The following is a 24,925-nucleotide window of genomic DNA, read 5'->3' as shown; positions in this document are numbered from 1 at the left end:
TATTTTTTATTGTTGAAGAGGCGACATAACATGCAACTCCCACACTGCCCGAAGTGCAACTCCGAATACACCTACCAGGACAATGCCCTGTTCATTTGCCCTGAGTGCGCCCACGAGTGGAGCGACAGCGCCCCGGCGGAAGATCAGGATGCGCTGATCGTCAAAGACGCCAATGGCAACCTGCTGGCGGACGGCGATGCGGTCACCGTGGTCAAAGACCTGAAGGTCAAAGGCAGCTCCTCGATGCTGAAGATCGGCACCAAGGTGAAAAACATTCGTCTGGTGGAAGGCGATCACAACATCGACTGCAAAATCGACGGTTTCGGCCCGATGAAACTGAAGTCCGAATTCGTGAAAAAGAACTGATTCCCAGCGGTCTTGTCCTGTGATGACGCGGCGGGCTTTGCGCCCCGCCGCGTTTTTTCCTGATCTTCCCTTGAATTCCGCCGACGGCGCACAGATAGATCAGCGGTAAACTTGCGCCGTTGCGGCGCACCATGAATAATTCAAGAAAGAGAGTATTCAGGCTCGCCCTGAACGCGCGCGTCCCGGACGCGCTATGTGACATCAACCAGGCCCGATGTGACCTAGAGGAATAGTTTGAACGTCGCAACACAAGAAATTTTGTTAGAGCCCGCAGACAACAAGCGTTTGCTCAGCCTGTGCGGCCCGTTTGATGACAACATCAAACAACTCGAGCGCCGATTGGGCATCGAAATCAATCGCCGCGACAACCGTTTCAAGCTGGTCGGCAAGAACCTGTGCGTGGTCGCCGCCGCCGATATCCTGCGCCATCTGTACGTGGATACCGCGCCGATTCGCGGCGTGATCCCGGATATCGATCCGGAGCAAATCCATCTGGCGATCAAAGAGAGCCGGGTGCTGGAACAGGTGGCCGACAGCGTGCCGGATTACGGCAAGGCGGTCACCATTAAAACCAAGCGCGGCATGGTGAAACCGCGCACGCCTAACCAGGCGCAGTACATCGCCAACATTCTCGATCACGACATCACCTTCGGCATCGGCCCGGCCGGCACCGGCAAAACCTACCTGGCGGTCGCCGCTGCGGTGGATGCGCTGGAACGCCAGGAAATTCGCCGCATACTGCTGACCCGCCCCGCGGTCGAAGCCGGCGAAAAGCTGGGCTTCCTGCCGGGCGATCTGAGCCAGAAGGTCGACCCTTATCTGCGCCCGTTGTACGACGCCCTGTTCGAAATGCTGGGCTTCGAGCGCGTGGAGAAACTCATTGAGCGCAACGTGATCGAAGTCGCGCCGCTGGCCTATATGCGCGGCCGCACGCTGAACGACGCCTTTATCATCCTGGATGAGAGCCAGAACACCACCATCGAGCAGATGAAGATGTTCCTGACGCGCATCGGCTTCAACTCGAAGGCGGTCATCACCGGCGACGTCACCCAGATCGACCTGCCGCGCAACCAGAAATCCGGCCTGCGCCACGCGGTGGAAGTGCTATCGGACGTGGAGGAGCTGAGCTTCAACTTCTTCCACAGCGAAGACGTGGTGCGCCACCCGGTGGTGGCTCGCGTGGTCATCGCCTATGAGGCCTGGGAAGCGGCCGAACAGAAACGCAAAGACGCGATTGCCGAACAACGTAAGCGCGAGGCGCTCGCCGCCTCCGAGCAGGAGACACCATGAGCCAGGTGATTTTGGATTTGCAGATTGCCTGTGAAAGCAGCGACGGCCTGCCGGACGAGGCCACCTTCCAGCGCTGGCTGGAAGGCGTGCTGCCGCAATTTCAGGAAGAGGCCGAGGTGACCGTGCGTCTGGTGGACGAAGCGGAAAGCCACGAGCTGAACCTGACCTACCGCGGCAAAGACAAGCCGACCAACGTGCTCTCTTTCCCGTTCGAAGCCCCGCCGGGCATCGAGCTGCCGCTGCTCGGCGATCTGATCATCTGCCGTCAGGTGGTTGAGCAGGAAGCGATTGAGCAAGGCAAAACGCTGGAGGCCCACTGGGCGCATATGGTTGTCCACGGCAGCCTCCATCTGCTAGGGTATGACCACATCGAAGACGATGAAGCCGAAGAAATGGAGTCTTTGGAAACCGAAATCATGCACGGACTGGGCTATCCTGATCCGTACCTGGCGGAAAAAGACCCCGTCTGACGTCAGCCGTTTACCCTACAGCCCCTCTGCGGGGCTGTCGCTGACGCCCCTTAACTCTGACATGAGTGACAGTAACGAAAACGCCATGAGCGACGACCATTCACAAAGCAATGACAGCCCCAGTCCCAAGAAGGGGTTCTTTACTCTTATCCTTAACCAGCTGTTCCACGGCGAGCCCAAAAACCGTGGCGATCTGGTCGAGCTGATCCGCGATTCCGAACAAAACGACCTGATCGATCCCGATACCCGCGACATGCTGGAAGGCGTGATGGATATCGCCGAGCAGCGCGTGCGCGACATCATGATCCCCCGCTCCCAGATGGTGACGCTCAAGCGCAACCAGACGCTGGAAGAGTGCCTGGACGTGATTATCGACTCCGCCCACTCGCGCTTCCCGGTGATCAGCGAAGACAAAGATCACATCGAAGGCATCCTGATGGCCAAGGATCTGCTGCCGTTCATGCGCGCAGACTCCGAGCCGTTCAGCATCGACAAGGTGCTGCGCACCGCGGTGGTGGTGCCGGAAAGCAAGCGCGTCGACCGGATGCTGAAAGAGTTCCGCTCCCAGCGCTATCACATGGCGATTGTCATTGACGAATTCGGCGGCGTGTCCGGCCTGGTCACCATCGAAGATATCCTGGAACTGATCGTCGGAGAGATCGAAGACGAATACGACGACGAAGACGATCTGGATATCCGCCAGCTCAGCCGCCACATGTACACCGTGCGCGCGCTGGCGCCGATCGAAGACTTCAACGAAGCCTTCGGCACCCACTTCAGCGACGACGAGGTCGATACCATCGGCGGTCTGGTGATGCAGGCCTTCGGCCACCTGCCGGCGCGCGGGGAAACCATTGAAATCGAAGGTTACCTATTTAAAGTTGCCATGGCCGACAGTCGACGTATCATCCAGGTTCATGTAAAAATTCCGGACGATTCTCCACCACCGAAACTGGAAGATTAAATCCAACATGGCTAAAGCCTCATTACTTGAACGCCAGCGGGTTCGCGCCCTGCTGGCGCTGTTGTCAGGTGCCGGCGGGACGCTGGCGTTCTCGCCCTACGACTTCTGGCCCGCGGCCATCGTTTCCCTGTTCGGCCTGCTGGCCGTTACCCTCAATCGCACCACCAAACAGTCCGCCCTGCTCGGCTTTGTCTGGGGCTTCGGGCTGTTCGGCAGCGGCATCAACTGGGTGTATGTCAGCATCGCCGATTTCGGCGGCATGCCCTTCGCCGTCAACGTCTTCCTGGTGGTACTGCTCGCCGCTTACCTGTCGCTGTATACCGGGCTGTTCGCCGGGCTGTTGACGCGCCTGTGGCCGGCCACCCGCTGGTGGCGGCTAGCCATCGCCGCGCCGGCGCTGTGGCAGGTGACCGAATTCCTGCGCGGCTGGGTGCTGACCGGCTTCCCGTGGCTGCAGTTCGGCTACAGCCAGATCAATGGCCCGCTGAAGGGCATCGCGCCACTGCTGGGCGTCGACGCCATCACCTTTGTGCTGATGGCCATCGCCGGCCTGCTGGTGTACGCCGTCAATCAGCGCCGTCTCTCGGCTGCCGTGATTGCCGCCGCGCTGCTGCTGTTGCCGTGGCCGCTGCGCCAGCTGCAGTGGTTTGCCCCGCAGCCGGAGAAAGCGGTGAACGTCGCCATGGTGCAAGGCAACATTCCCCAGTCGATGAAGTGGGATCCGAGCATTCTGCTCAGCACGCTGCAAACCTATCTGGACGAAACCCGCCCCTACATGGGCAAAGCGCCGATCATCATCTGGCCGGAGTCCGCCATCCCTGACTTCGAGCCGCGTCAGAACGGCTTCCTGACCATGATGGATGACCTGATGCGGGCGAAGAACAGCAGCCTGATCACCGGCATCGTCGATGCGCGCGCCACCCCGCAAGGCGTGCAGGAATACAACAGCGCCATCGTGCTGGGCGAACCGACGCCGTACAGCTACCCGGCCAAAGATCGCTACAACAAGCATCACCTGGTGCCGTTCGGCGAGTTCGTGCCGCTGGGTGAACTGTTGCGCCCTATCGCGCCGTTCTTCAATCTGCCGATGTCCGGTTTCAGCCGCGGCGACTACGTGCAGCCGCAGCTCAGCGTACGCGGCTACAACCTGACGGCGGCCATCTGTTACGAAATCGTGCTGGGCCAGCAGGTGCGCGATAACTTCCGCCCGGACACCAACTTCCTGCTGACCATCTCCAACGATGCCTGGTTCGGCCACTCCATCGGCCCGTGGCAGCACTTCCAGATGGCGCGCATGCGGGCGCTGGAGCTCGGCCGGCCGCTGCTGCGCAGCACCAATAACGGCGTTACCGCCGCAGTGGATGCGAACGGCGAGGTGATCGCCGAGATCCCGCAGTTTACCCGCCAGGTGCTCGAAGTGAAGGTCACGCCGACCACCGGCGTCACGCCTTATGCGCGCTTCGGCGCCACACCGCTGTGGGTGATTACCCTGCTGCTGGGCGGCTGGGCGCTGATGTTGGGCTTGCGCCGCAAATAATCCTCTTCGCCGGGGCGCGCCCGCCGCGCCCCGCGTTCCCGTCAATATCCCCACCTCAGTCAGAAAACGTCGTTAAATCAACGCGGCTGGCACACTCCTTGCTTTTATCTATGGCGACAACGCGCGCCGGTTTACTTTTGCTGACGTTTTGTCGCACCTGCGCACATTTTGGGTGCATTAAGCGCACCGCGCGGGGGCGCCGACGTTTTGTTGCATTAATTTGGTGCGCGCGGCGTCTCAAAAAATGAAACATTTTAGTTTCAATGTGTTCACAATCGGTTATTTTTTAACAGCGTTCAGTTCATAAGACTATCTTTATAACTTGAGCAATAAACAGTCGATTTAACCTGACGCTCTTTAGTCAGAGCCACAACAACAGCAAAGGAGTTGGACCATGCAAATGCGTAAATTGACGTTATCGTTACTGCTGCTCGGTGCGGCAGGTAGCGTGGCGCACGCGGAAGACCTGACCGGTACGCTGAAGAAAATCAAAGACAATGGCGTGATCGTTGTCGGCCACCGCGAATCGTCAGTGCCGTTCTCCTACTACGACAACCAACAAAAAGTTGTGGGCTACTCTCAGGACTACTCCAACCAAATCGTTGAAGCCGTTAAGAAAAAGCTGAATGCGCCGAATCTGCAGGTGAAAATGCTGCCGATTACCTCGCAGAACCGCATCCCGCTGCTGCAAAACGGCACCTATGATTTCGAGTGCGGCTCCACCACCAATAACCTCGAGCGCCAGAAACAGGCCGCCTTCTCCGACACCATTTTCGTGGTCGGCACCCGCTTGCTGGTGAAGAAAGGCTCCGATATCAAAGACTTTAAGGACCTGGCCGGCAAACCGGTGGTAGTCACCTCCGGCACCACCTCCGAAGTGCTGCTGAACAAGCTGAACGACAGCGACAAAATGAACATGCGCATCATCAGCGCCAAAGACCACGGCGACTCCTTCCGTACCCTGGAAAGCGGCCGCGCGGTGGCCTTCATGATGGACGACGCCCTGCTGGCGGGCGAACGCGCCAAGGCCAAGAAACCGGATCAGTGGGAAATCATCGGCACGCCGCAGTCGAAAGAAGCCTACGGCTGCATGCTGCGCAAAGACGATCCTGAGTTTAAAAAGCTGGTCGATGACACCATCGCCCAGGCGCAAACTTCCGGTGAAGCGGCCAAGTGGTTTGAGAAATGGTTCAAGCAGCCTATTCCACCGAAAAACCTCAACATGAACTTCGAACTGTCGGATGACATGAAGCAGCTGTTCAAAGAGCCTAACGACAAAGCGTTGAACTAAATAGAACAAAAGCCGGGGCGGCCGCCAGGCCAAACCGGCCCAGTTGATGACTGGGACAGACAGGAATGAGGGGGGCCGTTCCCCTCCCTCATTTTCCCCAAGGCGCATCACCGACACCCGTACACAACAAGCCAGCCAGACTGGCCGCGCGGCGATCGGCGCTCATCAAGTCATCAATCTTCGGCGCCCTGCGCCCGTTTATCGGAGTTTGTTATGTCAATAGATTGGAACTGGGGTATCTTCCTGCAGCAGGCCCCGTTTGGGAACACCACTTACCTCGGCTGGATCTGGTCCGGCTTTCAGGTCACGGTGGCCCTCTCCGTCTGTGCCTGGATTATCGCTTTCTTCGTCGGTTCACTGTTCGGTATCTTGCGTACCGTGCCCAACCGCTTTCTTTCCACCCTCGGCACCTGTTACGTCGAACTGTTCCGCAACGTGCCGCTGATCGTGCAATTCTTTACCTGGTATCTGGTGATCCCCGAGCTGCTGCCGGCCAATATCGGTACCTGGTTCAAAACCGAGCTGGATCCCAACGTGCAGTTCTTCGTCTCTTCCATGCTCTGCCTGGGGCTGTTTACCGCCGCCCGCGTTTGCGAACAGGTGCGCGCCGCCATTCAGTCCCTGCCGCGCGGCCAGAAAGCCGCCGGGTTGGCGATGGGCCTGACGCTGCCGCAAACCTACCGCTACGTGCTGCTGCCGAACGCCTACCGGGTGATCGTGCCGCCGATGACCTCGGAAATGCTCAACCTGGTCAAAAACTCCGCCATCGCCTCCACCATCGGGCTGGTGGACATGGCCGCGCAGGCCGGTAAGCTGTTGGATTACTCCGCACACGCCTATGAATCCTTTACCGCCATCACTCTGGCTTATATCGGCATCAACGCCGTTATCATGCTGTTTATGCGTCTGGTCGAAAAGAAAGTGCAGTTGCCTGGCAACCTGGGGAGTAAATAATGTACGAATTTGACTGGGCGTCGATCGTCCCAAGCTTCCCTTATCTGCTGCAAGGCATGGTGATCACGCTGAAGATCACCGTGACCGCCATCGTGGTCGGCATCCTGTGGGGCACCGTGTTGGCGGTCATGCGTCTGTCGCCGTTCAAACCGATAAGCTGGTTCGCCACCCTGTACGTCAACCTGTTCCGCTCGGTGCCGTTGGTGATGGTGCTGCTGTGGTTCTATCTGGTGGTTCCAAGCTTATTACAACAGGTTCTAGGGCTGTCGCCGAAAACCGATATTCGCCTGATCTCGGCTATGGTAGCCTTTTCCCTGTTTGAAGCGGCCTATTATTCGGAAATCATCCGCGCCGGTATCATCAGCATCTCGCGCGGCCAATCCTCCGCCGCGCTGGCGCTGGGCATGACCCACTGGCAGTCCATGCGGCTGGTGATCCTGCCGCAGGCGTTCCGCGCCATGGTGCCGCTGCTGCTGACTCAGGGCATCGTACTGTTCCAGGATACCTCGCTGGTTTACGTACTGAGCCTGGCCGACTTCTTCCGCACCGCGTCGACCATTGGCGAACGCGACGGCACCCAGGTTGAAATGATCCTGTTCGCCGGTTTTGTCTATTTTGTTATCAGCCTCGCCGCCTCGGCGCTGGTAAGCTATTTGAAGAAAAGGACTGTTTGATGATATCCCTGAAAAATGTTTCCAAGTGGTACGGTCACTTCCAAGTGTTGACCGATTGCACCACCGAAGTGAAAAAAGGCGAAGTGGTCGTCGTCTGCGGTCCTTCAGGTTCCGGCAAGTCCACCCTGATCAAAACCGTCAACGGCCTCGAGCCGATCCAGCAGGGAAGCATCCTGGTGAACGGCACGCCGGTCAACGACAAGAAAACCAACCTGGCGCAGCTGCGTGCCAAAGTCGGCATGGTGTTCCAACACTTTGAGCTGTTCCCGCACCTGTCTATCATCGACAACCTGACGCTGGCGCAGGTGAAAGTGCTCAAGCGCGATAAGACCGCCTCACGCGAGAAGGGCCTGAAGCTGCTTGAACGCGTCGGCCTCTCCGCCCATGCCAACAAGTTCCCCGGCCAGCTGTCCGGCGGCCAGCAGCAGCGCGTCGCCATCGCCCGCGCGCTGTGCATGGATCCTATCGCCATGCTGTTCGATGAACCGACCTCGGCGCTCGATCCGGAAATGATCAACGAAGTGCTGGACGTGATGGTCGAACTGGCGAACGAAGGCATGACCATGATGGTGGTAACCCACGAAATGGGCTTCGCCCGCAAGGTGGCGAATCGGGTGATCTTTATGGACGAAGGCAAAATAGTCGAAGACCGCAACAAAGACGATTTCTTCAACAACCCCGAGTCCGATCGCGCCAAGGACTTCCTGGCCAAGATCCTGCACTAAACTCTCTCGATGCGCCCCGCCAGGGGCGCATCTTTTCTCCCGGCACTAAAAGCGCTTGTTTCTCCCCGGTTTTGATCCGATGCTCGCTGGATAACAAACAGAGGAGAAAGAACATGCCCCGCCCTATTATCATCGATTGCGATCCCGGCCTCGACGACGCCATCGCGCTGGCCATGGCGCTGCGTTCGCCGGAGCTGGACGTCAAAGCCATTACCACCTCCGCCGGCAACCAGACGCCGGAGAAAACCCTGCATAACGCGCTGGGCCTGCTGACCCTGATGCAGCGCGAGGACATCCCGGTCGCCGCCGGCGCCGGCGGCCCGCTGATGCGCGAGCTGGTGATCGCCGACTATGTCCACGGCAAAACCGGCATGGGCAACACCCACCTGCCGACGCCGACCCTCAAACCCGATCCCCGGGGCGCCGTTGAGCTGATCGCCGACCTGCTGCGCGCCAGCCCGCAGCCGATCACCCTGGTGGTGACCGGCCCGATGACCAACATCGCCCTGCTGTTGGCCCAGCACGCCGAGCTGAAAAGCCGCATCGAGCGCATCGTATTCATGGGCGGCGGCATGAACGCCGGCAATACCACGCCGGTGGCGGAGTTCAACATCTTCGTCGATCCCGAAGCCGCCGAAATGGTGCTGAAATCCGGGGTGCCGCTGACCATGGCCGGGCTGAACGTCACCCATCAGGCGCTGGTGTTGCCGCAGGATATCGAGCGCATTCGCCAGATAGACAATCCGGTCGCGCAGGCGGTCGCGGAGATGCTCGATTTTTACCTGCCGCTGTACCTCAGCCATCCGCGCGGCTTGCCCGGCGCAGCGATGCACGATCCCTGCACCATCGCCTGGCTGCTGGCGCCGCAGCTGTTCACCGGCGTAGAACGCTGGGTCGGCGTGGAGACCAAAGGGGACTACACCGTCGGCATGACGGTGGTGGACTATTTCCAGCAAACCGGCAATGCGGCCAACGTGGAAGTGCTGACCGGCATCAACCGCGAGGGCTTTATCGATCTGCTGGCCGAGCGCGTAGCGCGTTATTGATCCTATCGGGGCGCGCTCGCGCCCCTCATTCAACTTTTTTGATTTAACTCAGCGAATTTTTGCGCTATCACTGTTCATGGCTTGCCTCTACCATGCGTTTACACCGACTGACATCGTTACCGATTAGCCTTCGCCTGGAGATAAGCCAATGAGCCGCGTACTGGTCCTGAAATCAAGCATTCTGGGTGAATATTCCCAGTCTGGAAAATTAGTCGATTTTTTTGTTGAACAATGGCGTGAAACTCACCCTGAAGACACGTTCACCGTGCGCGATTTGGCCAACCCAACGCTGCCGGAGCTGGATGGTGAAGTGATGGCCGGCTTTACCGCCGGCGACAAACCGCTGACGCCGCATCAGCAAAGCACCCTGGCGCTGTCCGATAAGCTGATTGCCGAGCTGAAGTCGCACGACACGCTGATCATCAGCGCCCCGATGTACAACTTCAACATCCCGACGCAGCTGAAGATCTACTTCGATCTTATCGCCCGCGCCGGCCAGACGTTCCGCTATACCTCCGCCGGCGCCGAAGGGCTGGTGACGGGCAAGAAAGCGATCGTCATCTCCAGCCGCGGCGGCGTCCACGCCGACACGCCGACGGATCTGATCACGCCGTACGTGAAGTTGTTCCTGGGCTTTATCGGCATCACCGACGTTGAATTCGTGCTGGCGGAAGGCTTCGCCTACGGCCCGGAAGCGGCGGAGAAAGCCGCCCAGGACAGCCGCATCGCGATCGCGCAGAAAATCCCGGCCGGCGTTGCCGTACCGGCCAGCGCACCGGCGCAGGCGGAAGTTGCCCCGGCAACCGTCAGCGGCGGTTTCCTGAGCAATCTGCTGAAGAAACTGTTCCGTTAAACGCCGGCCTTAGCGTTCCCCGCCCTGCCGGGGAACGTCATCACGGTTCAAACGGCCGGCGCTGGAACTGGTCGTGACCGCATTTCGGACAGAGCGGCAGCACCTCCGGCGTGTAAAACGCCAGATGGTAGTGACACTGCTCGCACACCAGGTTGCCCAGCCCCACCACTTCACCGCTGTGGTAAACGCCGTGGTGGCTGACATCCTTGAACACCTCGCGCCACTCCAGCTGGGTTTTGTCGGTGATATCCGCCAGTTCCTGCCACAGGCTCTCTTTGATCACGCGCATAAACACGCTGTCGGTAAACTCGTCCCGGCTCTCCTGATAGCTGCGCGCGAACTCTTCCAGATCGCGCCGCACCGCCTGCGTCACCTGCCGCACTTCGTCGCGGGTCAAATCTTCGGCCTCGTTCAAGCGCCGCTCCGCGCTGGCCACCAGTTCATCGATATCGCGTTCGCCGTTTTTCAGGCGTTCGCTCAACGATGCCACCAATTCGCGGTAATACTGAGCAACCTTGTTCATAGACTCTCCTCGATAAACGCTGCGCCGGACTTGGCTGTAGGGATCCCCCCTAAGCTACTTGTTCTTATTTTAGCCGTAAATGACTGATGCCACTTGGCAAGACGCGGGATCCGCAGGTTGTGAGCCGCGTCATGACGGCGTTTTTTTTAAATGCGCCGAGTCAGGCGCTTGGAGTTGTTGCCGGGAGGTCTTATCAGCTATGCTATGCGGATCTACGAATACTAAATGTTCATTGCGTTGCCTCTGACCGGGGCAACGGTTTACACCTACAGGACCACCGGCCGCCATGCAAGAGCAATACCGTCCAGAAGACATAGAATCGAACGTACAGCTTCACTGGCAAGAGAAGCAGACTTTCAAAGTTACCGAAGACGACAGCAAGGAAAAGTACTACTGCCTATCCATGCTGCCTTACCCGTCCGGCCGACTGCACATGGGCCACGTTCGTAACTACACTATCGGCGACGTGATCTCGCGCTATCAGCGCATGCTGGGCAAAAACGTACTGCAGCCGATCGGCTGGGATGCGTTCGGCTTGCCGGCGGAAGGCGCGGCGGTGAAAAACAACACCGCGCCGGCCCCGTGGACCTACGACAACATCGAATACATGAAGAACCAGTTGAAACTGCTGGGCTTCGGCTACGACTGGGATCGCGAAATCGCCACCTGCCAGCCGGAATACTATCGCTGGGAACAGTGGTTCTTCACCAAACTGTATGAAAAAGGCCTGGTCTACAAGAAGACTTCGGCGGTGAACTGGTGTCCGCACGATCTGACCGTGCTGGCCAACGAACAAGTTATCGACGGCTGCTGCTGGCGCTGCGACACCAAGGTCGAGCGTAAAGAGATCCCGCAGTGGTTCATCAAAATCACCGCTTACGCCGATCAGCTGCTGAACGATCTGGACACGCTGGAAAGCTGGCCGGAGCAGGTGAAAACCATGCAGCGCAACTGGATTGGCCGCTCCGAAGGCGTGGAAATCACCTTCGACGTGGCGGACAGCGAAGAGAAGTTGACGGTTTACACCACCCGCCCGGACACCTTCATGGGCGCCACCTACGTGGCGGTCGCCGCGGGCCACCCGCTGGCGCAACAGGGCGCGCGCAACAATCCGGCGCTGACCGAGTTCATCGACGAATGCCGCAACACCAAAGTTGCCGAAGCCGAAATGGCGACGATGGAGAAGAAAGGCATGCCGACCGGCCTGTTCGTTGTCCACCCGTTGAGCGGCGAGAAGCTGCCGGTGTGGGTCGCCAACTTCGTGCTGATGGAATACGGCACCGGCGCCGTGATGGCGGTACCGGCGCACGACCAGCGCGACTGGGAATTCGCCACCAAATATGATTTGCCGATCAAACCGGTGATCCTGAACCTCGACGGCAGCCAGCCTGACGTAAGCGCCGAAGCGATGACCGACAAAGGCGCGCTGTTCAACTCCGGCGAGTTCGACGGTCTGGACAATGAAGCCGGCTTCAACGCCATCGCCGACAAACTGGTCGCCAAAGGCGTCGGCCAACGCAAGGTCAACTACCGTCTGCGCGACTGGGGCGTTTCCCGCCAGCGTTACTGGGGCGCGCCAATCCCGATGGTGACGCTGGAAGATGGCACCGTGATGCCGACGCCGGAAGACCAACTGCCGGTGATCCTGCCGGAAGACGTGGTCATGGACGGCATCACCAGCCCGATCAAGGCCGACCCTGAGTGGGCGAAGACCACCGTCGACGGCCAGCCGGCGCTGCGCGAAACCGACACTTTCGACACCTTTATGGAGTCTTCCTGGTACTACGCGCGCTACACCTGCCCGCAGTATGACCAGGGCATGCTGGATCCGGCCGCCGCCAACTACTGGCTGCCGGTCGATCAATATATCGGCGGCATCGAACACGCCATCATGCACCTGATGTACTTCCGCTTCTTCCACAAGCTGATGCGCGATGCGGGCCTGGTGGATTCCGACGAGCCGGCCAAGCGCCTGCTGTGCCAGGGCATGGTGCTGGCCGACGCCTTCTACTACACCGGCAACAGCGGCGAACGCGTCTGGGTATCCCCGGTTGACGCCACCGTCGAGCGCGACGACAAAGGCCGCATCATTAAAGCCACCGATCCGCAAGGCCGTGAACTGGTCTATGCTGGCATGAGCAAAATGTCGAAGTCGAAGAACAACGGCATCGACCCGCAGGAGATGGTGGAAAAATACGGCGCGGACACCGTGCGTCTGTTCATGATGTTCGCTTCACCGGCAGAAATGACGCTGGAGTGGCAGGAATCCGGCGTGGAAGGGGCTAACCGCTTCCTGAAACGCGTGTGGAAACTGGCCTACGATCACGTGGAAAAAGGCGCGGTGCAGCCGCTGGACGTGGCGGCGCTGAACGAAGATCAGAAAGCGCTGCGCCGCGATCTGCACAAAACCATCGCCAAGGTGACCGACGATATCGGCCGCCGTCAGACCTTCAACACCGCGATCGCCGCCGTGATGGAGCTGATGAACAAGCTGGCCCGCGCGCCGCAGGAGAGCGAGCAGGATCGCGCGCTGCTGCAGGAAGCGCTGCTGGCCGTGGTTCGCATGCTGTATCCGTTCACCCCGCACGTGTGCTTCACCCTGTGGCAGGCGTTGGGTGGCGAAGGCGACGTGGACACCGCGCCATGGCCGGTTGCCGACGAGCAGGCGATGGTCGAGGACTCCAAGCTGGTGGTGGTGCAGGTGAACGGCAAGGTTCGCGCTAAAATCACCGTATCTGCCGATGCGACCGAAGAGCAAGTGCGCGCGCGCGCTGCCGAAGAGCATCTGGTGGCTAAATATCTGGACGGCGTCACGATTCGTAAAGTGATCTACGTTCCGGGCAAACTGCTTAACCTGGTTGTGGGTTAACACAAGGAGGAGTTGTGCGACAACGTATTCTGACGCTGTTGCTGGGGTTGGCGGTGCTGGTCACCGCCGGCTGCGGTTTTCACCTGCGTGGCACCACGCAGGTGCCTAATGAAATGAAAACGCTGATCCTCGACAGCGCCGACCCTTATGGTCCGTTGACGCGCGCGGTGCGTGAGCAGTTGCGTCTGAACGACGTGACCATCGTCAGCGATCCGAAGCGTAAAGACGTGCCTTCCCTGCGCATCATCGGCGCGACGGAAAGCCAGGATACCGCCTCGATCTTCCAGGACGGTAAAACCGCCGAGTACCAGCTGGTGCTGACCGTGCAGGCGCAGGTGCTGCTCCCGGGCCACGACCTGTATCCGCTGTCGGTGAAAGTGTTCCGTTCGTTCTTCGACAACCCGCTGACCGCGCTGGCCAAAGACTCCGAGCAGGAGATCATTCGCCAGGAAATGCGTGAGCAGGCGGCGCAGCAACTGGTGCGCAAACTGCTGACCGTGCATGCGGCGGAAGAAGAAAACCGGCAAAAAGCCGCTGCCGCCGGCGAACGAGCGGCAAGCCAAACCGCACAATGATCCGTATTTATCCGGAACAACTTGCCGCGCAGCTCCGAGAGGGGCTGCGCGCTTGTTATTTATTGAGCGGCAATGAACCGCTGCTGCTGCAGGAAAGCCAGGATCTGCTCCGGCAGGCTGCGCAACAGCAGCAGTTCAGCGAGCACTACAGCATTTCCCTCGACGCCCATACCGACTGGGACGCCATCTTCGGCATCTGCCAGGCGATGAGCCTGTTCGCCAGCCGCCAGACGCTGCTGCTGATCTTCCCGGAAAACGGCCCGACGGCGCCGATCGGCGAACAGCTGACCAAGCTGGCCACGCTGCTGCACGAGGATATTCTGCTGATCCTGCGCGGCCCGCGCCTCACCAAAGCGCAGGAAAACAGCGCCTGGTTCAAGGCGCTCAGCCCGCACGGCGCTCTCGTCAGCTGCCAGACGCCGGAACAGGCGCAGCTGCCGCGCTGGGTCGCCGCACGCGCCAAGGCGATGAAACTGGAGTTGGACGACGCCGCCAACCAGTTGCTGTGCTACTGCTACGAAGGCAACCTGCTGGCGCTGTCGCAAGCATTGGAGCGGCTGTCGCTGCTGCACCCGGACGGCAAGCTCACCCTGCCGCGCGTCGAGCAGGCGGTGAACGACGCCGCCCACTTCACGCCGTTCCACTGGCTGGACGCCTTGCTGGCCGGCAAGAGCAAGCGCGCCTGGCATATCTTGCAGCAGCTGCAGCAAGAGGATGTCGAGCCGGTGATCCTGCTGCGCACCCTGCAGCGCGAACTGCTGCTGTTGCTGACGCTGCAGCGCCGCATGGCTTCCGCGCCGCTGCGCACGCTGTTCGATCAGCACAAGGTCTGGCAGAACCGCCGCCCGCTGGTGACCCAGGCGTTGCAACGCCTGTCCGGCCCCCAGCTGCAGCAGGCGGTGCAGCTGCTGACGCAAATCGAGCTGACGCTCAAGCAGGACTATGGTCAGTCGGTCTGGCCGGAACTGGAAACCCTGTCGATGCTGCTGTGCGGCAAACCCCTGGCCACGAGTTTTAGCGATGCCCACTAATCCGGAACACCCCACCGTATTGCACGCGCTGTTCGGCGGCACCTTTGACCCGATCCACTACGGCCACCTGCGGCCGGTGGAGGCGCTGGCCGCCGAAGTGGGCCTGAATCGCGTCACGCTGCTGCCTAACCACGTGCCGCCGCACCGCCCGCAGCCGGAGGCCAATGCGCAGCAGCGCCTGAAGATGGTCGAGCTGGCGATCGCCGGCAATCCGCTGTTTGCGGTCGACGATCGCGAACTGCACCGCACCACCCCCTCCTACACCATCGAGACGTTGGAAACGATTCGTAAAGAGCGTGGCGCCGCCCAGCCGCTGGCGTTTATTATTGGCCAGGACTCGCTGCTGACGCTGCATAAGTGGCACCGCTGGCAGGCGCTGTTGGACGTCTGCCACCTGCTGGTGCTGGCGCGCCCGGGCTATAACGATCGCATGGACACGCCGGAACTGCAGCAGTGGCTGGAACGCCATCGCACCGCCGACCCGGCGCTGCTCAGCCGTCGCCCGCACGGCCACATCTATTTGGCCGATACGCCGGAGCTGGAAATTTCCGCCACCGAGATCCGCCAGCGTCGCCATCAGGGCCTCAACTGCGACGACCTGCTGCCGCGCCCGGTGCAGCGCTATATCGAGTTGCAGGGTTTATATCGCTAGCGAAAGGTGCGTGATATACTGCGCCGCTATTTTTCAGGTATCCGCTGAAAACCCCGGAAACCTTAGCTGGCCGGGCAGTCACCAGTTAGCTGGCTTTCAGCGGCAGCCTGCCGAAACCATTATCCGGTTACGCCGCGGCGCGCGCATTTTGCCCGCCGCAGCCGACTGAACAGAACACACCCGAGGGGGAACCTTTGCAAGGTAAAGCGCTCCAAGATTTCGTCATCGATAAAATCGATGATCTGAAAGGCCAAGACATTGTCGCTCTGGACGTTCAGGGCAAATCCAGCATCACCGATTGCATGATCATCTGCACCGGCACCTCGACGCGCCACGTGATGTCGATCGCCAGCCACGTGGTGCAGGAATCCCGCGCCGCGGGCATGGAGCTGTACGGCATGAAAGGCCAGGAAGCCTCCGACTGGATCGTGGTCGATCTGGGCGAAGTGATCGTGCACGTGATGCAGGAAGAAAGCCGTCGCCTGTACGAGCTGGAAAAACTCTGGAGCTAAGCGGTGAAACTGCAATTGGTGGCGGTCGGCACCAAAATGCCAGACTGGGTGCAAACCGGCTTTATGGATTATCTGCACCGCTTTCCCAAAGATATGCCGTTTGAGCTGACCGAGATCCCGGCGGGCAAACGCGGCAAAAACGCCGACATCAAGCGCATTCTGGACAAGGAAGGTGAACAGATGCTGGCGGCGGTGGGCAAAGGCAACCGCATCGTTACGCTGGATATCCCAGGCACGCCGTGGGAAACGCCGCAGCTGGCGCAGCAGCTTGAGCGCTGGAAGCAGGATGGCCGCAACGTCAGCTTGCTGATCGGCGGCCCGGAAGGGCTGGCGCCCGCCTGCAAAGCCGCTGCCGAGCAGAGCTGGTCGCTTTCTCCGTTGACGCTGCCGCATCCTTTGGTGCGCGTCCTGGTGGCCGAAAGCCTCTACCGCGCCTGGAGTATTACAACAAATCATCCTTACCACCGGGAATAGCCGGTGGTGACCGTGACAGAGTGAAATAAAGCAGCGGGATGAAAATAGAACGTAACCCTTTTCGCGACTATACGGCTGAATCCGCCCTGTTTGTACGCCGCGCCCTGGTGGCGTTCCTGGTCATCCTGGTGCTGTCCGGCATCCTGATCGCCAACCTGTATAATCTGCAAGTGGTCCGCGTCGAGGATTACCGCACCCGCTCCAACGAAAACCGCATCAAGCTGGTGCCCATCGCGCCCAGCCGAGGCATTATCTACGATCGCAACGGCACCCCGCTGGCGCTCAACCGCACCATTTATCAGCTGGAGCTGATGCCGGAGAAGGTCGACGATCTCAAAGCCACGCTACAGGCGCTGCGCACGGTGGTCGATCTGACCGACGACGACATCGCCAATTTCGAAAAAGAGCGCAAGCGCTCACGCCGTTTCGTCTCCATTCCGGTGAAAACCGCGCTAACCGAGGTGCAGGTCGCCCGCTTTGCGGTCAATCAGTTCCGCTTCCCCGGCGTGGAAGTGAAAGGCTATCAACGCCGCTACTACCCCTATGGTTCCGCCCTCACCCACGTCACCGGCTATGTGTCGAAGATCAACGACCGCGACGTCGAACGTTTGGACAAAGACGGCAAGCTGGCCAACTACGCCGCCACCCACGATATCGGCAAGCTGGGCATCGAACGCTATTACGAAGACACGCTGCACGGCAAAACAGGCTATGAAGAGGTCGAGGTCAACAACCGCGGCCGGGTGATCCGCCAATTGCACGAGCAACCGCCTTCCGCCGGTCAGGACGTTTACCTGACGCTCGATCTTGATCTGCAGCGCTATATCGAGCAGCTGCTGGTCGGCAGCCGCGCCGCGGTGGTGGTGAGCGATCCGCGCACCGGCGCCATCCTGGCGATGGTGTCCAACCCGAGTTACGATCCGAACCTGTTCGTGGACGGCATTTCCAGCAAGGACTATCAGGGCCTGCTGAACGATCCGAATCGCCCACTGATCAACCGCGCTACGCAGGGGGTCTATCCGCCCGCGTCAACGGTGAAGCCTTACATCGCGGTGTCGGCGCTGAGCGCCGGGGTGATCACCAAAAACACCGTGGTGTTCGATCCCGGCTGGTGGCAACTGCCCGGCTCGGAAAAACGCTTCCGCGACTGGAAAAAATGGGGCCACGGCCGCCTGAACGTCACCAAAGCGCTGGAAGAATCCGCGGATACCTACTTCTATCAGGTCGCCTATGACATGGGGATCGATCGGCTGTCGAGCTGGCTGACCAAATTCGGTTACGGCCAGTACACCGGCATCGATCTGTCTGAAGAACGATCCGGCCTGATGCCGACGCGCGAGTGGAAGCTGAAACGCTATAAAAAGCCGTGGTATCAGGGCGACACCATTCCGGTGGGCATCGGCCAGGGTTACTGGACCGCCACGCCGATCCAGATGGCCAAAGCGCTGAACACCCTGATCAACGACGGCACCGTCAAAACGCCGCACCTGCTGCAGAGCACCCGCGTCAACGGCGCGCTGGTGCCGTTCAAACAGGAAGAGAGCACGCAAATCGGCGATATTCACTCCGGCTTCTGGGAAATCGCCAAAGACGGCATGTATGGTGTGGCCAACCGTCCGAACGGGACGGCGCGCAAGTACTTTGCGGACGCACCTTATAAAGCCGCGGCGAAATCGGGTACCGCACAGGTATTCGGCTACGAAACCTACAACGCCCACAAACTGGCGGAGCACCTGCGCGATCACAAGCTGATGACCGCCTTCGCGCCGTTCAACAACCCGACGGTGTCGGTCGCCATCATTCTGGAAAACGGCGGCTCCGGTCCGGCGGTGGGCACCATCACCCGCCAGATCCTCGACCATATTCTGCTGGGCGACAACAATACGCAATTGCCAAGCGAGGCCCCGCTGCCGCCTGGCGTAGAAGGTGACTAAGGTAGAACATGACTGAAAGCCAACAAAAAGGCTCGATCTGGACCAAAATCCACATCGATCCGACGTTCCTGCTGCTGATCCTGGCCCTGCTGGTCTACAGCGCCTTCGTGATGTGGAGCGCCAGCGGCCAGGACATCGGCATGATGGAGCGCAAGATCGGGCAGATCGTCATGGGGCTGATCGTGATGGCCGTCATGGCGCAAATCCCGCCGCGCGTCTACGAAAGCTGGGCGCCCTATCTGTATATTTTCTGCGTGATTTTGCTGATCCTGGTGGACGCCTTCGGCCAGATCAGTAAAGGCGCGCAGCGCTGGCTGGATCTCGGCGTGGTGCGCTTCCAGCCGTCGGAAATCGCCAAGATCGCCGTGCCGCTGATGGTGGCGCGCTTTATGAACCGTGACGTTTGCCCGCCTTCGCTGAAAAACACCGCCATCGCGCTGGTGCTGATCTTCCTGCCGACGCTGCTGGTGGCCGCGCAGCCGGATCTCGGCACCTCGATCCTGATCGCCGCCTCCGGCCTGTTCGTGCTGTTCCTGTCGGGCATGAGCTGGAAACTGATCGCCGTCGCCGCCGTCGCGCTGGCGGCCTTTATCCCGGTGCTGTGGTTCTTCCTGATGCACGGTTATCAACGCGACCGCGTGATGATGCTGCTCGATCCGGAAAGCGATCCGCTCGGCGCCGGTTATCACATCATTCAATCCAAGATCGCCATCGGCTCCGGCGGCCTGTCCGGCAAGGGCTGGCTGCACGGCACCCAGTCGCAGCTGGAGTTCCTGCCGGAGCGCCATACCGACTTTATCTTCGCCGTATTGGCCGAAGAGCTGGGGCTGATCGGGGTGTTGGTGCTGCTGGCGCTCTACCTGCTGGTGATCATTCGCGGGCTGATGATCGCCGCCAAGGCGCAAACCACCTTCGGCCGCGTGATGGTCGGCGGCTTGATGCTGATTTTGTTCGTTTATGTGTTTGTTAACATCGGTATGGTCAGTGGCATTTTGCCGGTAGTTGGCGTACCTTTGCCTCTGGTCAGTTACGGGGGTTCGGCGCTGATAGTGTTGATGGCCGGTTTCGGCATCATCATGTCGATCCACACGCATCGGAAAATGCTGTCTAAAAGTTTATAAGAGGTGAGTAATGCGTAAGGAATGGCTTTGGATCGGCGTCGCGGCGGTGTTGCTCTCCGCCTGTACCGCCCCGACCACGGAACAGCAAGCCCCTCCGCAGCCGTACAACGGCCCGGTGGTGGAAATCGGCGGCGTCGAGCCTCAATATGAACCCTATAACCCTAATAACATGCAGGATTATAAGGTTAATGGCGATACTTACCGCATCGTAAAAGATCCGCAGAACTTCTCGCAGACCGGCCTGGCGGCCTGGTATGGCGAAGAGGCCAACGGCAACACCACGGCGCTGGGCGAGCAGTTTGACCCCAACGGCCTGACGGCGGCGCACCCAACGCTGCCGATCCCAAGCTATGTGCGCGTCACCAACCTGGCCAACGGCCGTCAGTTGGTGGTGCGCGTCAACGATCGCGGGCCATACACCAAGGGCCGCATCATCGATCTGTCGAAAGCCGCCGCCGATCGCCTCAACCTGTCCAACAACACCAAGGTCAAAGTCGATTTCATCAACGTGGCGCCGGATGGCACGCTGAGCGGCCCCGGCACCATCGGCACCATCGTGGCGAAACAGAGCTACGCCCTGCCGGCGCGCCCGGATCTCGGCTCCAGCGGCATGGGCACCCCTATTCAACAGGAGGCGCCGATCGCCAGCGGCGCGGCGGTGCGCCCGATCGATAACAGCACCCTGCACACCGACGACAACAGCGCCCCTGCTGCCGGCGGCAATGCCGCCAACGGCCGCAGCGGTTTCCTCGGCGCGCCAAGCGCATTACCGGCCGGCGTGCTGGAAGGTTCCGAACCTGAAGTCGCAGCGGTGGCCGCACCGGTCGCGGCCGGCGCAGCGGCTGTCGGTACGGCTGCCGCCGCCTCTTCCGGCGGCTACGTGGTGCAGGTCGGCGCGCTGAGCAGCGCCGAACGCGCCCAGAGCTGGCAACAGAGCCTGAGCCAACAGTTTGGCGTCCCGGGCAAAGTAGCGGCCAACGGCAACGTTTATCGCGTTCAGCTCGGCCCGTTCAGCAGCCGTCAGCAGGCGGCCCAGCTGCAGCAACGCCTGGCGAGCGAAGCGCAACAACAGTCTTTCGTTACTGCTGCACCCTGAGCGTTAAGCCCGGCGGGCATTCACGGCCGATAAGCGGTTATTTAGCTGAAACATTTTCTTGCAGCTAAAAGGGCACTAACCGCAATTAGTCAGATGAATGGGTAATGCCTGCCGGGATCGCATCTGCTATAGTGTGGCTCGTTTTTTAACTTTACTTTCACGGATGTTGTAGTCCCGATCATGAAACAAGTAACTTCTTTTCGCTTAATCAAAAGCATCGCCCTCGGCACCGTTATCGCAATGAGCGCAGCCTCCGTTGCGCACGCCGATGACGTTAACATCAAAACCATGATCCCAGGTGTCCCGCAGATCGATGCGGAAGCGTACATCCTGATTGATTACAACTCCGGCAAGGTGCTGGCCGAGATGAACGCCGATGCGCGTCGCGATCCGGCCAGCCTGACCAAAATGATGACCAGCTACGTCATCGGCCAGGCGCTGAAAGCGGGTAAAATCGGCCAGGACGATCTGGTGACCGTCGGCCAGGACGCCTGGGCGACCGGCAACCCGGTGTTCAAAGGCTCCTCGCTGATGTTCCTGAAGCCGGGCGATCGCGTGCCGGTCTCCAAACTGACCCGCGGCATCAACCTGCAGTCCGGTAACGACGCCTGCGTGGCGATGGCCGACTACGTCGCCGGCAGCCAGGACGCATTCGTTAACCTGATGAATACCTACGTCAGCAAACTGGGCCTGCAGAACACTCACTTCCAGACGGTACACGGCCTGGATGCACAGGGCCAGTACAGTTCGGCGCGCGACATGGCGCTGATCGGCCAGGCGCTGATCCGCGACGTGCCGGAAGAGTATGCGATCTATAAAGAAAAAGAGTTCACCTTCAACAATATCCGCCAGATGAACCGCAATGGTCTGCTGTGGGATAACAGCCTGAACGTCGACGGCATCAAAACCGGTCATACCGACGCAGCGGGTTACAACCTGGTGGCTTCGGCGACCGAAGGCCAGATGCGTCTGATCTCCGCCGTGATGGGCGGCCGCACCTACAAAGGCCGCGAAGCCGAGAGCAAGAAACTGCTGACCTGGGGCTTCCGCTTCTTCGAAACCGTGGCACCGCTGAAAGTCGGTAAAGAGTTCGCCTCCGAGCCGGTCTGGTTCGGCGATGCCGACCGCGTTGAGCTGGGCGTGGATAAAGACGTCTACCTGACCATCCCGCGCGGCCGCATGAAAGATCTGAAGGCCAGCTATGTGCTGAACACGCCGGAAATTCACGCGCCGCTGGCGAAAAACCAGGTGGTGGGCAGCATCAACTTCCAGCTGGACGGCAAAACCATCGACCAGCGTCCGCTGGTGGTGATGAACGAAGTGAAAGAAGGCGGTTTCTTCAGCCGCATCGTGGACTACATCAAACTGATGTTCCACCACTGGTTCGGTTAACGGTTGAAACGGGCGAAATTGCCCCCATATACTGAATAACATTAACTCCCGCCCCGGCGGGAGTTATAATTTATAGATTAGCTAGCACTCTGGAGCGCACGCACATGCAAAAAACTAAACTGAACGAACTGCTCGAATTCCCTTGCTCGTTTACCTACAAGGTGATGGGCCTGGCGCAGCCTGAGCTGGTTGACCAGGTAGTTGAAGTGGTGCAGCGCCATGCGCCGGGCGATTACAACCCGCAGGTTAAGCCGAGCAGCAAAGGCAACTACCACTCGGTTTCCATCACCATCAACGCCACTCACATCGAGCAGGTCGAAACCCTGTACGAAGAGTTGGGCAACATTGAAATTGTTCGCATGGTGCTGTAATTCCAGCATAAACCCCTGCTTATCAACCCGGGATGGCGCAGCGTCTTCCCGGGTTGCGCATTTTTGGTCAGCGAAAGGCTGGCCGCCAGCCGGAGCGCCCGGTATAATGGCTTTACCACTTCTGTAACCTGACGATGACTCTTTTGCAACCAGACAAGATCATTTTGCGTCAGCTGGGGTTGCAGCCCTACGCGCCTGTATCCCAAGCCATGCATAACTTCACCGACAGTCGTACCGAGACTACGCCGGACGAGCTGTGGCTGGTGCAGCATCACCCGGTATTCACCCAGGGCCAGGCCGGCAAAGCCGAACACGTGCTGATGCCCGGCGATATCCCGGTTGTCCAGAGCGATCGCGGCGGCCAGGTGACCTACCACGGGCCGGGCCAGCAGGTGATGTACGTGATGGTCGATCTGAAGCGCAACAAGGTCGGCGTACGCCAATTGGTCACGGCGATAGAAGATACGGTTATCAACACCCTCGCCCACTTCCGCCTCGCATCGCGCGCCCGTCCGGATGCGCCCGGCGTGTACGTGGGGGAGCAGAAAATCTGTTCGTTGGGTTTGCGGATCCGCAAAGGCAGCTCATTCCACGGCCTGGCCCTGAATGTGGCGATGGATCTCAGCCCCTTCCAACGCATCAACCCTTGCGGTTACGCCGGCATGCAGATGACGCAGGTCAGCGCGCTGGCGCCCGGCGTTGGCATTGAAGACATACACCCAATCCTGGTACAGGAATTTGTTCATTTACTCGGCTACCAGACGGTCGAGCTTCGTAACTGGAACCTGCACGATTATGAGTAAACCAATTCAGATGGAACGCGGCGTCAAATACCGCGATGCTGACAAAATGGCGCTGATCCCGGTCAAAACGGTGGTCACCGAACGGCAGGAGCTGTTGCGTAAACCCGAGTGGATGAAGATCAAACTGCCTGCCGACTCAACGCGCATTCAGGGCATCAAAGCCGCCATGCGCAAGAACGGTCTGCACTCCGTCTGTGAGGAAGCTTCGTGCCCTAACCTGTCCGAGTGTTTCAACCACGGTACCGCCACCTTTATGATCCTCGGCGCCATCTGCACCCGTCGTTGCCCGTTCTGCGACGTGGCCCACGGCCGCCCGATCGCGCCAGACGCCAACGAGCCGGAAAAGCTGGCGCAAACCATCGCCGACATGGCGCTGCGTTACGTGGTGATCACCTCGGTTGACCGTGACGACCTGCGCGACGGCGGTGCTCAACACTTTGCCGACTGCATCTCGGCCATCCGCGCCAAGAGCCCGAACATCAAAATTGAAACGCTGGTGCCGGACTTCCGCGGCCGTATGGATCGGGCGCTGGAGATCCTCACCGCCACGCCGCCGGACGTGTTCAACCACAACCTGGAAAACGTGCCGCGCGTCTACCGCCAGGTGCGTCCGGGCGCCAACTACGAGTGGTCGTTGAAGCTGCTGGAGCGCTTTAAAGAAGCGCACCCGGATATCCCGACCAAATCCGGCCTGATGGTTGGCTTGGGCGAAACCAACGCGGAAATCATTGAAGTGATGCGCGATCTGCGTCGCCACGGCGTGACCATGCTGACGCTGGGTCAGTACCTGCAGCCGAGCCGTCACCACCTGCCGGTGCAGCGCTACGTCAGCCCGGCCGAGTTTGACGAGATGAAAGAAGAAGCGATGGCGATGGGCTTCACCCACGCCGCCTGCGGCCCGTTCGTGCGTTCGTCTTACCACGCCGATCTGCAGGCCAAAGGGATGGAAGTGAAATAACGCGTAATAGTTTGTTACGCTATAGACGGCGGAAACGCCAAAAAACGGATGTCCGCAAGGCATCCGTTTTTTATTGCGCGCAGTCAGACGGGGTTAAACGTCTTTCTTTTCGACGCTCTGCTGAGCGGACTGGCTTTCGGCGGCATTGTTGCCGGCGGCCGGCGGCGTGCTGTCATCGCCCACGGCTTTTTTAAAGCCTTTCAGCGCCGCGCCAAGATCGGCGCCGAGCGTACGCAGTTTGCTGGTGCCGAACAGTAAAATCACCAACACCGCAATCACCAGAAGTTTGGTAATGCTGATACCTTCCATACTCACCTTCTTATCATAGAGCGCTGCGTGAACAGCGAGAAAAACTGACCTTGCCTGCGAATATTTAGCGACTTTCCTTCGGCTCGCACAACCGCAACATGTAACAGAGTGAGATCCGTCGCAGGAATGCCACGC

26 protein-coding genes are annotated in these 24,925 nt (G+C 59.8%); 24 read left to right on the top strand and 2 right to left on the bottom strand.

Translation table 11 applies throughout. From position 1 onward, the window contains the following. The first annotated feature begins 30 nt into the window (after positions 1–30). The 11 genes from J0F90_RS05730 to J0F90_RS05680 all read left to right on the top strand — a co-directional run bounded on the left by J0F90_RS05730 (position 31) and on the right by J0F90_RS05680 (position 10,170). Entirely contained in the window at positions 31–366 is a 336-nt protein-coding gene (locus tag J0F90_RS05730; protein WP_016928764.1) for a zinc ribbon domain-containing protein YjdM, read from the top strand. A gap of 234 nt (positions 367–600) precedes the next feature. Continuing rightward, positions 601–1,656, top strand: coding sequence for a PhoH family protein (locus J0F90_RS05725; RefSeq protein WP_025301852.1), 1,056 nt, complete (start codon positions 601–603; stop codon positions 1,654–1,656). Beyond that, complete coding sequence (gene ybeY / locus J0F90_RS05720) at positions 1,653–2,126, top strand: rRNA maturation RNase YbeY (protein ID WP_016928766.1); 474 nt, start codon at positions 1,653–1,655, stop codon at positions 2,124–2,126. The genes J0F90_RS05725 and ybeY overlap by 4 nt, the downstream gene beginning before the upstream one ends. Positions 2,127–2,211: 85 nt before the next feature. Next, positions 2,212–3,090, top strand: coding sequence for a CNNM family magnesium/cobalt transport protein CorC (gene corC / locus J0F90_RS05715; RefSeq protein ID WP_004939973.1), 879 nt, complete (start codon positions 2,212–2,214; stop codon positions 3,088–3,090). 7 nt (positions 3,091–3,097) lie between these two features. Beyond that, positions 3,098–4,627, top strand: a complete 1,530-nt coding sequence (gene lnt, locus J0F90_RS05710; protein ID WP_033641090.1) for an apolipoprotein N-acyltransferase — start codon at positions 3,098–3,100, stop codon at positions 4,625–4,627. 394 nt (positions 4,628–5,021) lie between these two features. After that, entirely contained in the window at positions 5,022–5,918 is an 897-nt protein-coding gene (locus J0F90_RS05705; RefSeq protein ID WP_033641091.1) for an amino acid ABC transporter substrate-binding protein, read from the top strand. A 213-nt stretch (positions 5,919–6,131) separates the two neighbouring features. After that, positions 6,132–6,872, top strand: a complete 741-nt coding sequence (locus tag J0F90_RS05700) for an amino acid ABC transporter permease (RefSeq protein WP_004939979.1) — start codon at positions 6,132–6,134, stop codon at positions 6,870–6,872. Next, entirely contained in the window at positions 6,872–7,546 is a 675-nt protein-coding gene (gene gltK / locus J0F90_RS05695; RefSeq protein WP_004939982.1) for a glutamate/aspartate ABC transporter permease GltK, read from the top strand. Before J0F90_RS05700 ends, gltK begins: the two co-directional genes overlap by 1 nt. Continuing rightward, on the top strand, positions 7,546–8,271 hold the full coding sequence (locus J0F90_RS05690) for an amino acid ABC transporter ATP-binding protein (RefSeq protein ID WP_004939983.1): 726 nt from the start codon (positions 7,546–7,548) through the stop codon (positions 8,269–8,271). Before gltK ends, J0F90_RS05690 begins: the two co-directional genes overlap by 1 nt. A gap of 113 nt (positions 8,272–8,384) precedes the next feature. Then, entirely contained in the window at positions 8,385–9,317 is a 933-nt protein-coding gene (rihA, locus tag J0F90_RS05685; RefSeq protein WP_016928768.1) for a pyrimidine-specific ribonucleoside hydrolase RihA, read from the top strand. 148 nt (positions 9,318–9,465) lie between these two features. Further along, complete coding sequence (locus tag J0F90_RS05680; RefSeq protein ID WP_033641092.1) at positions 9,466–10,170, top strand: FMN-dependent NADH-azoreductase; 705 nt, start codon at positions 9,466–9,468, stop codon at positions 10,168–10,170. Positions 10,171–10,210: 40 nt separating this feature from the next. On the opposite strand, the gene J0F90_RS05675 is transcribed toward J0F90_RS05680, so the two are convergent. Beyond that, positions 10,211–10,693 (bottom strand): zinc ribbon-containing protein, encoded by a 483-nt coding sequence (locus tag J0F90_RS05675; RefSeq protein ID WP_004939988.1) that lies wholly within the window; start codon positions 10,691–10,693, stop codon positions 10,211–10,213. 286 nt (positions 10,694–10,979) lie between these two features. On the opposite strand from J0F90_RS05675, the gene leuS reads away from it, so the two are divergent. From leuS to lipA, 13 genes are all read left to right on the top strand, one after another. After that, a complete protein-coding gene (gene leuS, locus J0F90_RS05670; RefSeq protein ID WP_033641093.1) occupies positions 10,980–13,562 on the top strand; it encodes a leucine--tRNA ligase in 2,583 nt (860 codons plus the stop codon). Positions 13,563–13,576: 14 nt separating this feature from the next. Continuing rightward, complete coding sequence (gene lptE / locus J0F90_RS05665) at positions 13,577–14,137, top strand: LPS assembly lipoprotein LptE (RefSeq protein ID WP_016928771.1); 561 nt, start codon at positions 13,577–13,579, stop codon at positions 14,135–14,137. Then, positions 14,134–15,168 (top strand): DNA polymerase III subunit delta, encoded by a 1,035-nt coding sequence (holA, locus tag J0F90_RS05660; RefSeq protein WP_016928772.1) that lies wholly within the window; start codon positions 14,134–14,136, stop codon positions 15,166–15,168. Before lptE ends, holA begins: the two co-directional genes overlap by 4 nt. Next, positions 15,158–15,820, top strand: coding sequence for a nicotinate-nucleotide adenylyltransferase (nadD, locus tag J0F90_RS05655; protein WP_015376938.1), 663 nt, complete (start codon positions 15,158–15,160; stop codon positions 15,818–15,820). Before holA ends, nadD begins: the two co-directional genes overlap by 11 nt. Positions 15,821–16,014: 194 nt before the next feature. After that, a complete protein-coding gene (gene rsfS, locus J0F90_RS05650; RefSeq protein WP_015376937.1) occupies positions 16,015–16,332 on the top strand; it encodes a ribosome silencing factor in 318 nt (105 codons plus the stop codon). A gap of 3 nt (positions 16,333–16,335) precedes the next feature. After that, the gene (gene rlmH, locus J0F90_RS05645) at positions 16,336–16,806 is read left to right on the top strand and encodes a 23S rRNA (pseudouridine(1915)-N(3))-methyltransferase RlmH (protein WP_004940002.1); all 471 of its coding nucleotides are present in this window, start codon (positions 16,336–16,338) and stop codon (positions 16,804–16,806) included. 38 nt (positions 16,807–16,844) lie between these two features. Beyond that, positions 16,845–18,740, top strand: a complete 1,896-nt coding sequence (gene mrdA / locus J0F90_RS05640) for a peptidoglycan DD-transpeptidase MrdA (RefSeq protein ID WP_016928775.1) — start codon at positions 16,845–16,847, stop codon at positions 18,738–18,740. A gap of 8 nt (positions 18,741–18,748) precedes the next feature. Then, positions 18,749–19,861 carry a peptidoglycan glycosyltransferase MrdB gene (gene mrdB / locus J0F90_RS05635; protein ID WP_004940006.1) on the top strand — a complete coding sequence of 371 codons (1,113 nt, stop codon included), beginning with the start codon at positions 18,749–18,751 and terminating at the stop codon, positions 19,859–19,861. Between the two features lie 10 nt (positions 19,862–19,871). Continuing rightward, the gene (rlpA, locus tag J0F90_RS05630; protein WP_033641094.1) at positions 19,872–20,957 is read left to right on the top strand and encodes an endolytic peptidoglycan transglycosylase RlpA; all 1,086 of its coding nucleotides are present in this window, start codon (positions 19,872–19,874) and stop codon (positions 20,955–20,957) included. A gap of 180 nt (positions 20,958–21,137) precedes the next feature. Next, entirely contained in the window at positions 21,138–22,349 is a 1,212-nt protein-coding gene (dacA, locus tag J0F90_RS05625) for a D-alanyl-D-alanine carboxypeptidase DacA (RefSeq protein ID WP_004940010.1), read from the top strand. Positions 22,350–22,453: 104 nt separating this feature from the next. Further along, the gene (gene ybeD, locus J0F90_RS05620; RefSeq protein ID WP_004940012.1) at positions 22,454–22,720 is read left to right on the top strand and encodes a DUF493 family protein YbeD; all 267 of its coding nucleotides are present in this window, start codon (positions 22,454–22,456) and stop codon (positions 22,718–22,720) included. A gap of 134 nt (positions 22,721–22,854) precedes the next feature. Next, positions 22,855–23,523, top strand: a complete 669-nt coding sequence (gene lipB / locus J0F90_RS05615; RefSeq protein ID WP_015376934.1) for a lipoyl(octanoyl) transferase LipB — start codon at positions 22,855–22,857, stop codon at positions 23,521–23,523. Then, positions 23,516–24,481 (top strand): lipoyl synthase, encoded by a 966-nt coding sequence (gene lipA / locus J0F90_RS05610; protein ID WP_004940018.1) that lies wholly within the window; start codon positions 23,516–23,518, stop codon positions 24,479–24,481. Before lipB ends, lipA begins: the two co-directional genes overlap by 8 nt. A gap of 93 nt (positions 24,482–24,574) precedes the next feature. Here the strand turns inward: lipA and tatA are convergent, their stop codons facing one another. After that, positions 24,575–24,790: a Sec-independent protein translocase subunit TatA gene (gene tatA / locus J0F90_RS05605; RefSeq protein ID WP_004940019.1), complete on the bottom strand. Its 216-nt coding sequence runs from the start codon at positions 24,788–24,790 to the stop codon at positions 24,575–24,577. Between the last annotated feature and the right edge of the window lie 135 nt (positions 24,791–24,925).

This window comes from Serratia marcescens subsp. marcescens ATCC 13880 (genome assembly GCF_017299535.1).
In the GTDB taxonomy this organism is placed as follows: Bacteria; Pseudomonadota; Gammaproteobacteria; order Enterobacterales; family Enterobacteriaceae; genus Serratia; species Serratia marcescens.
This window is presented reverse-complemented; position numbering and strand designations above follow the sequence as displayed.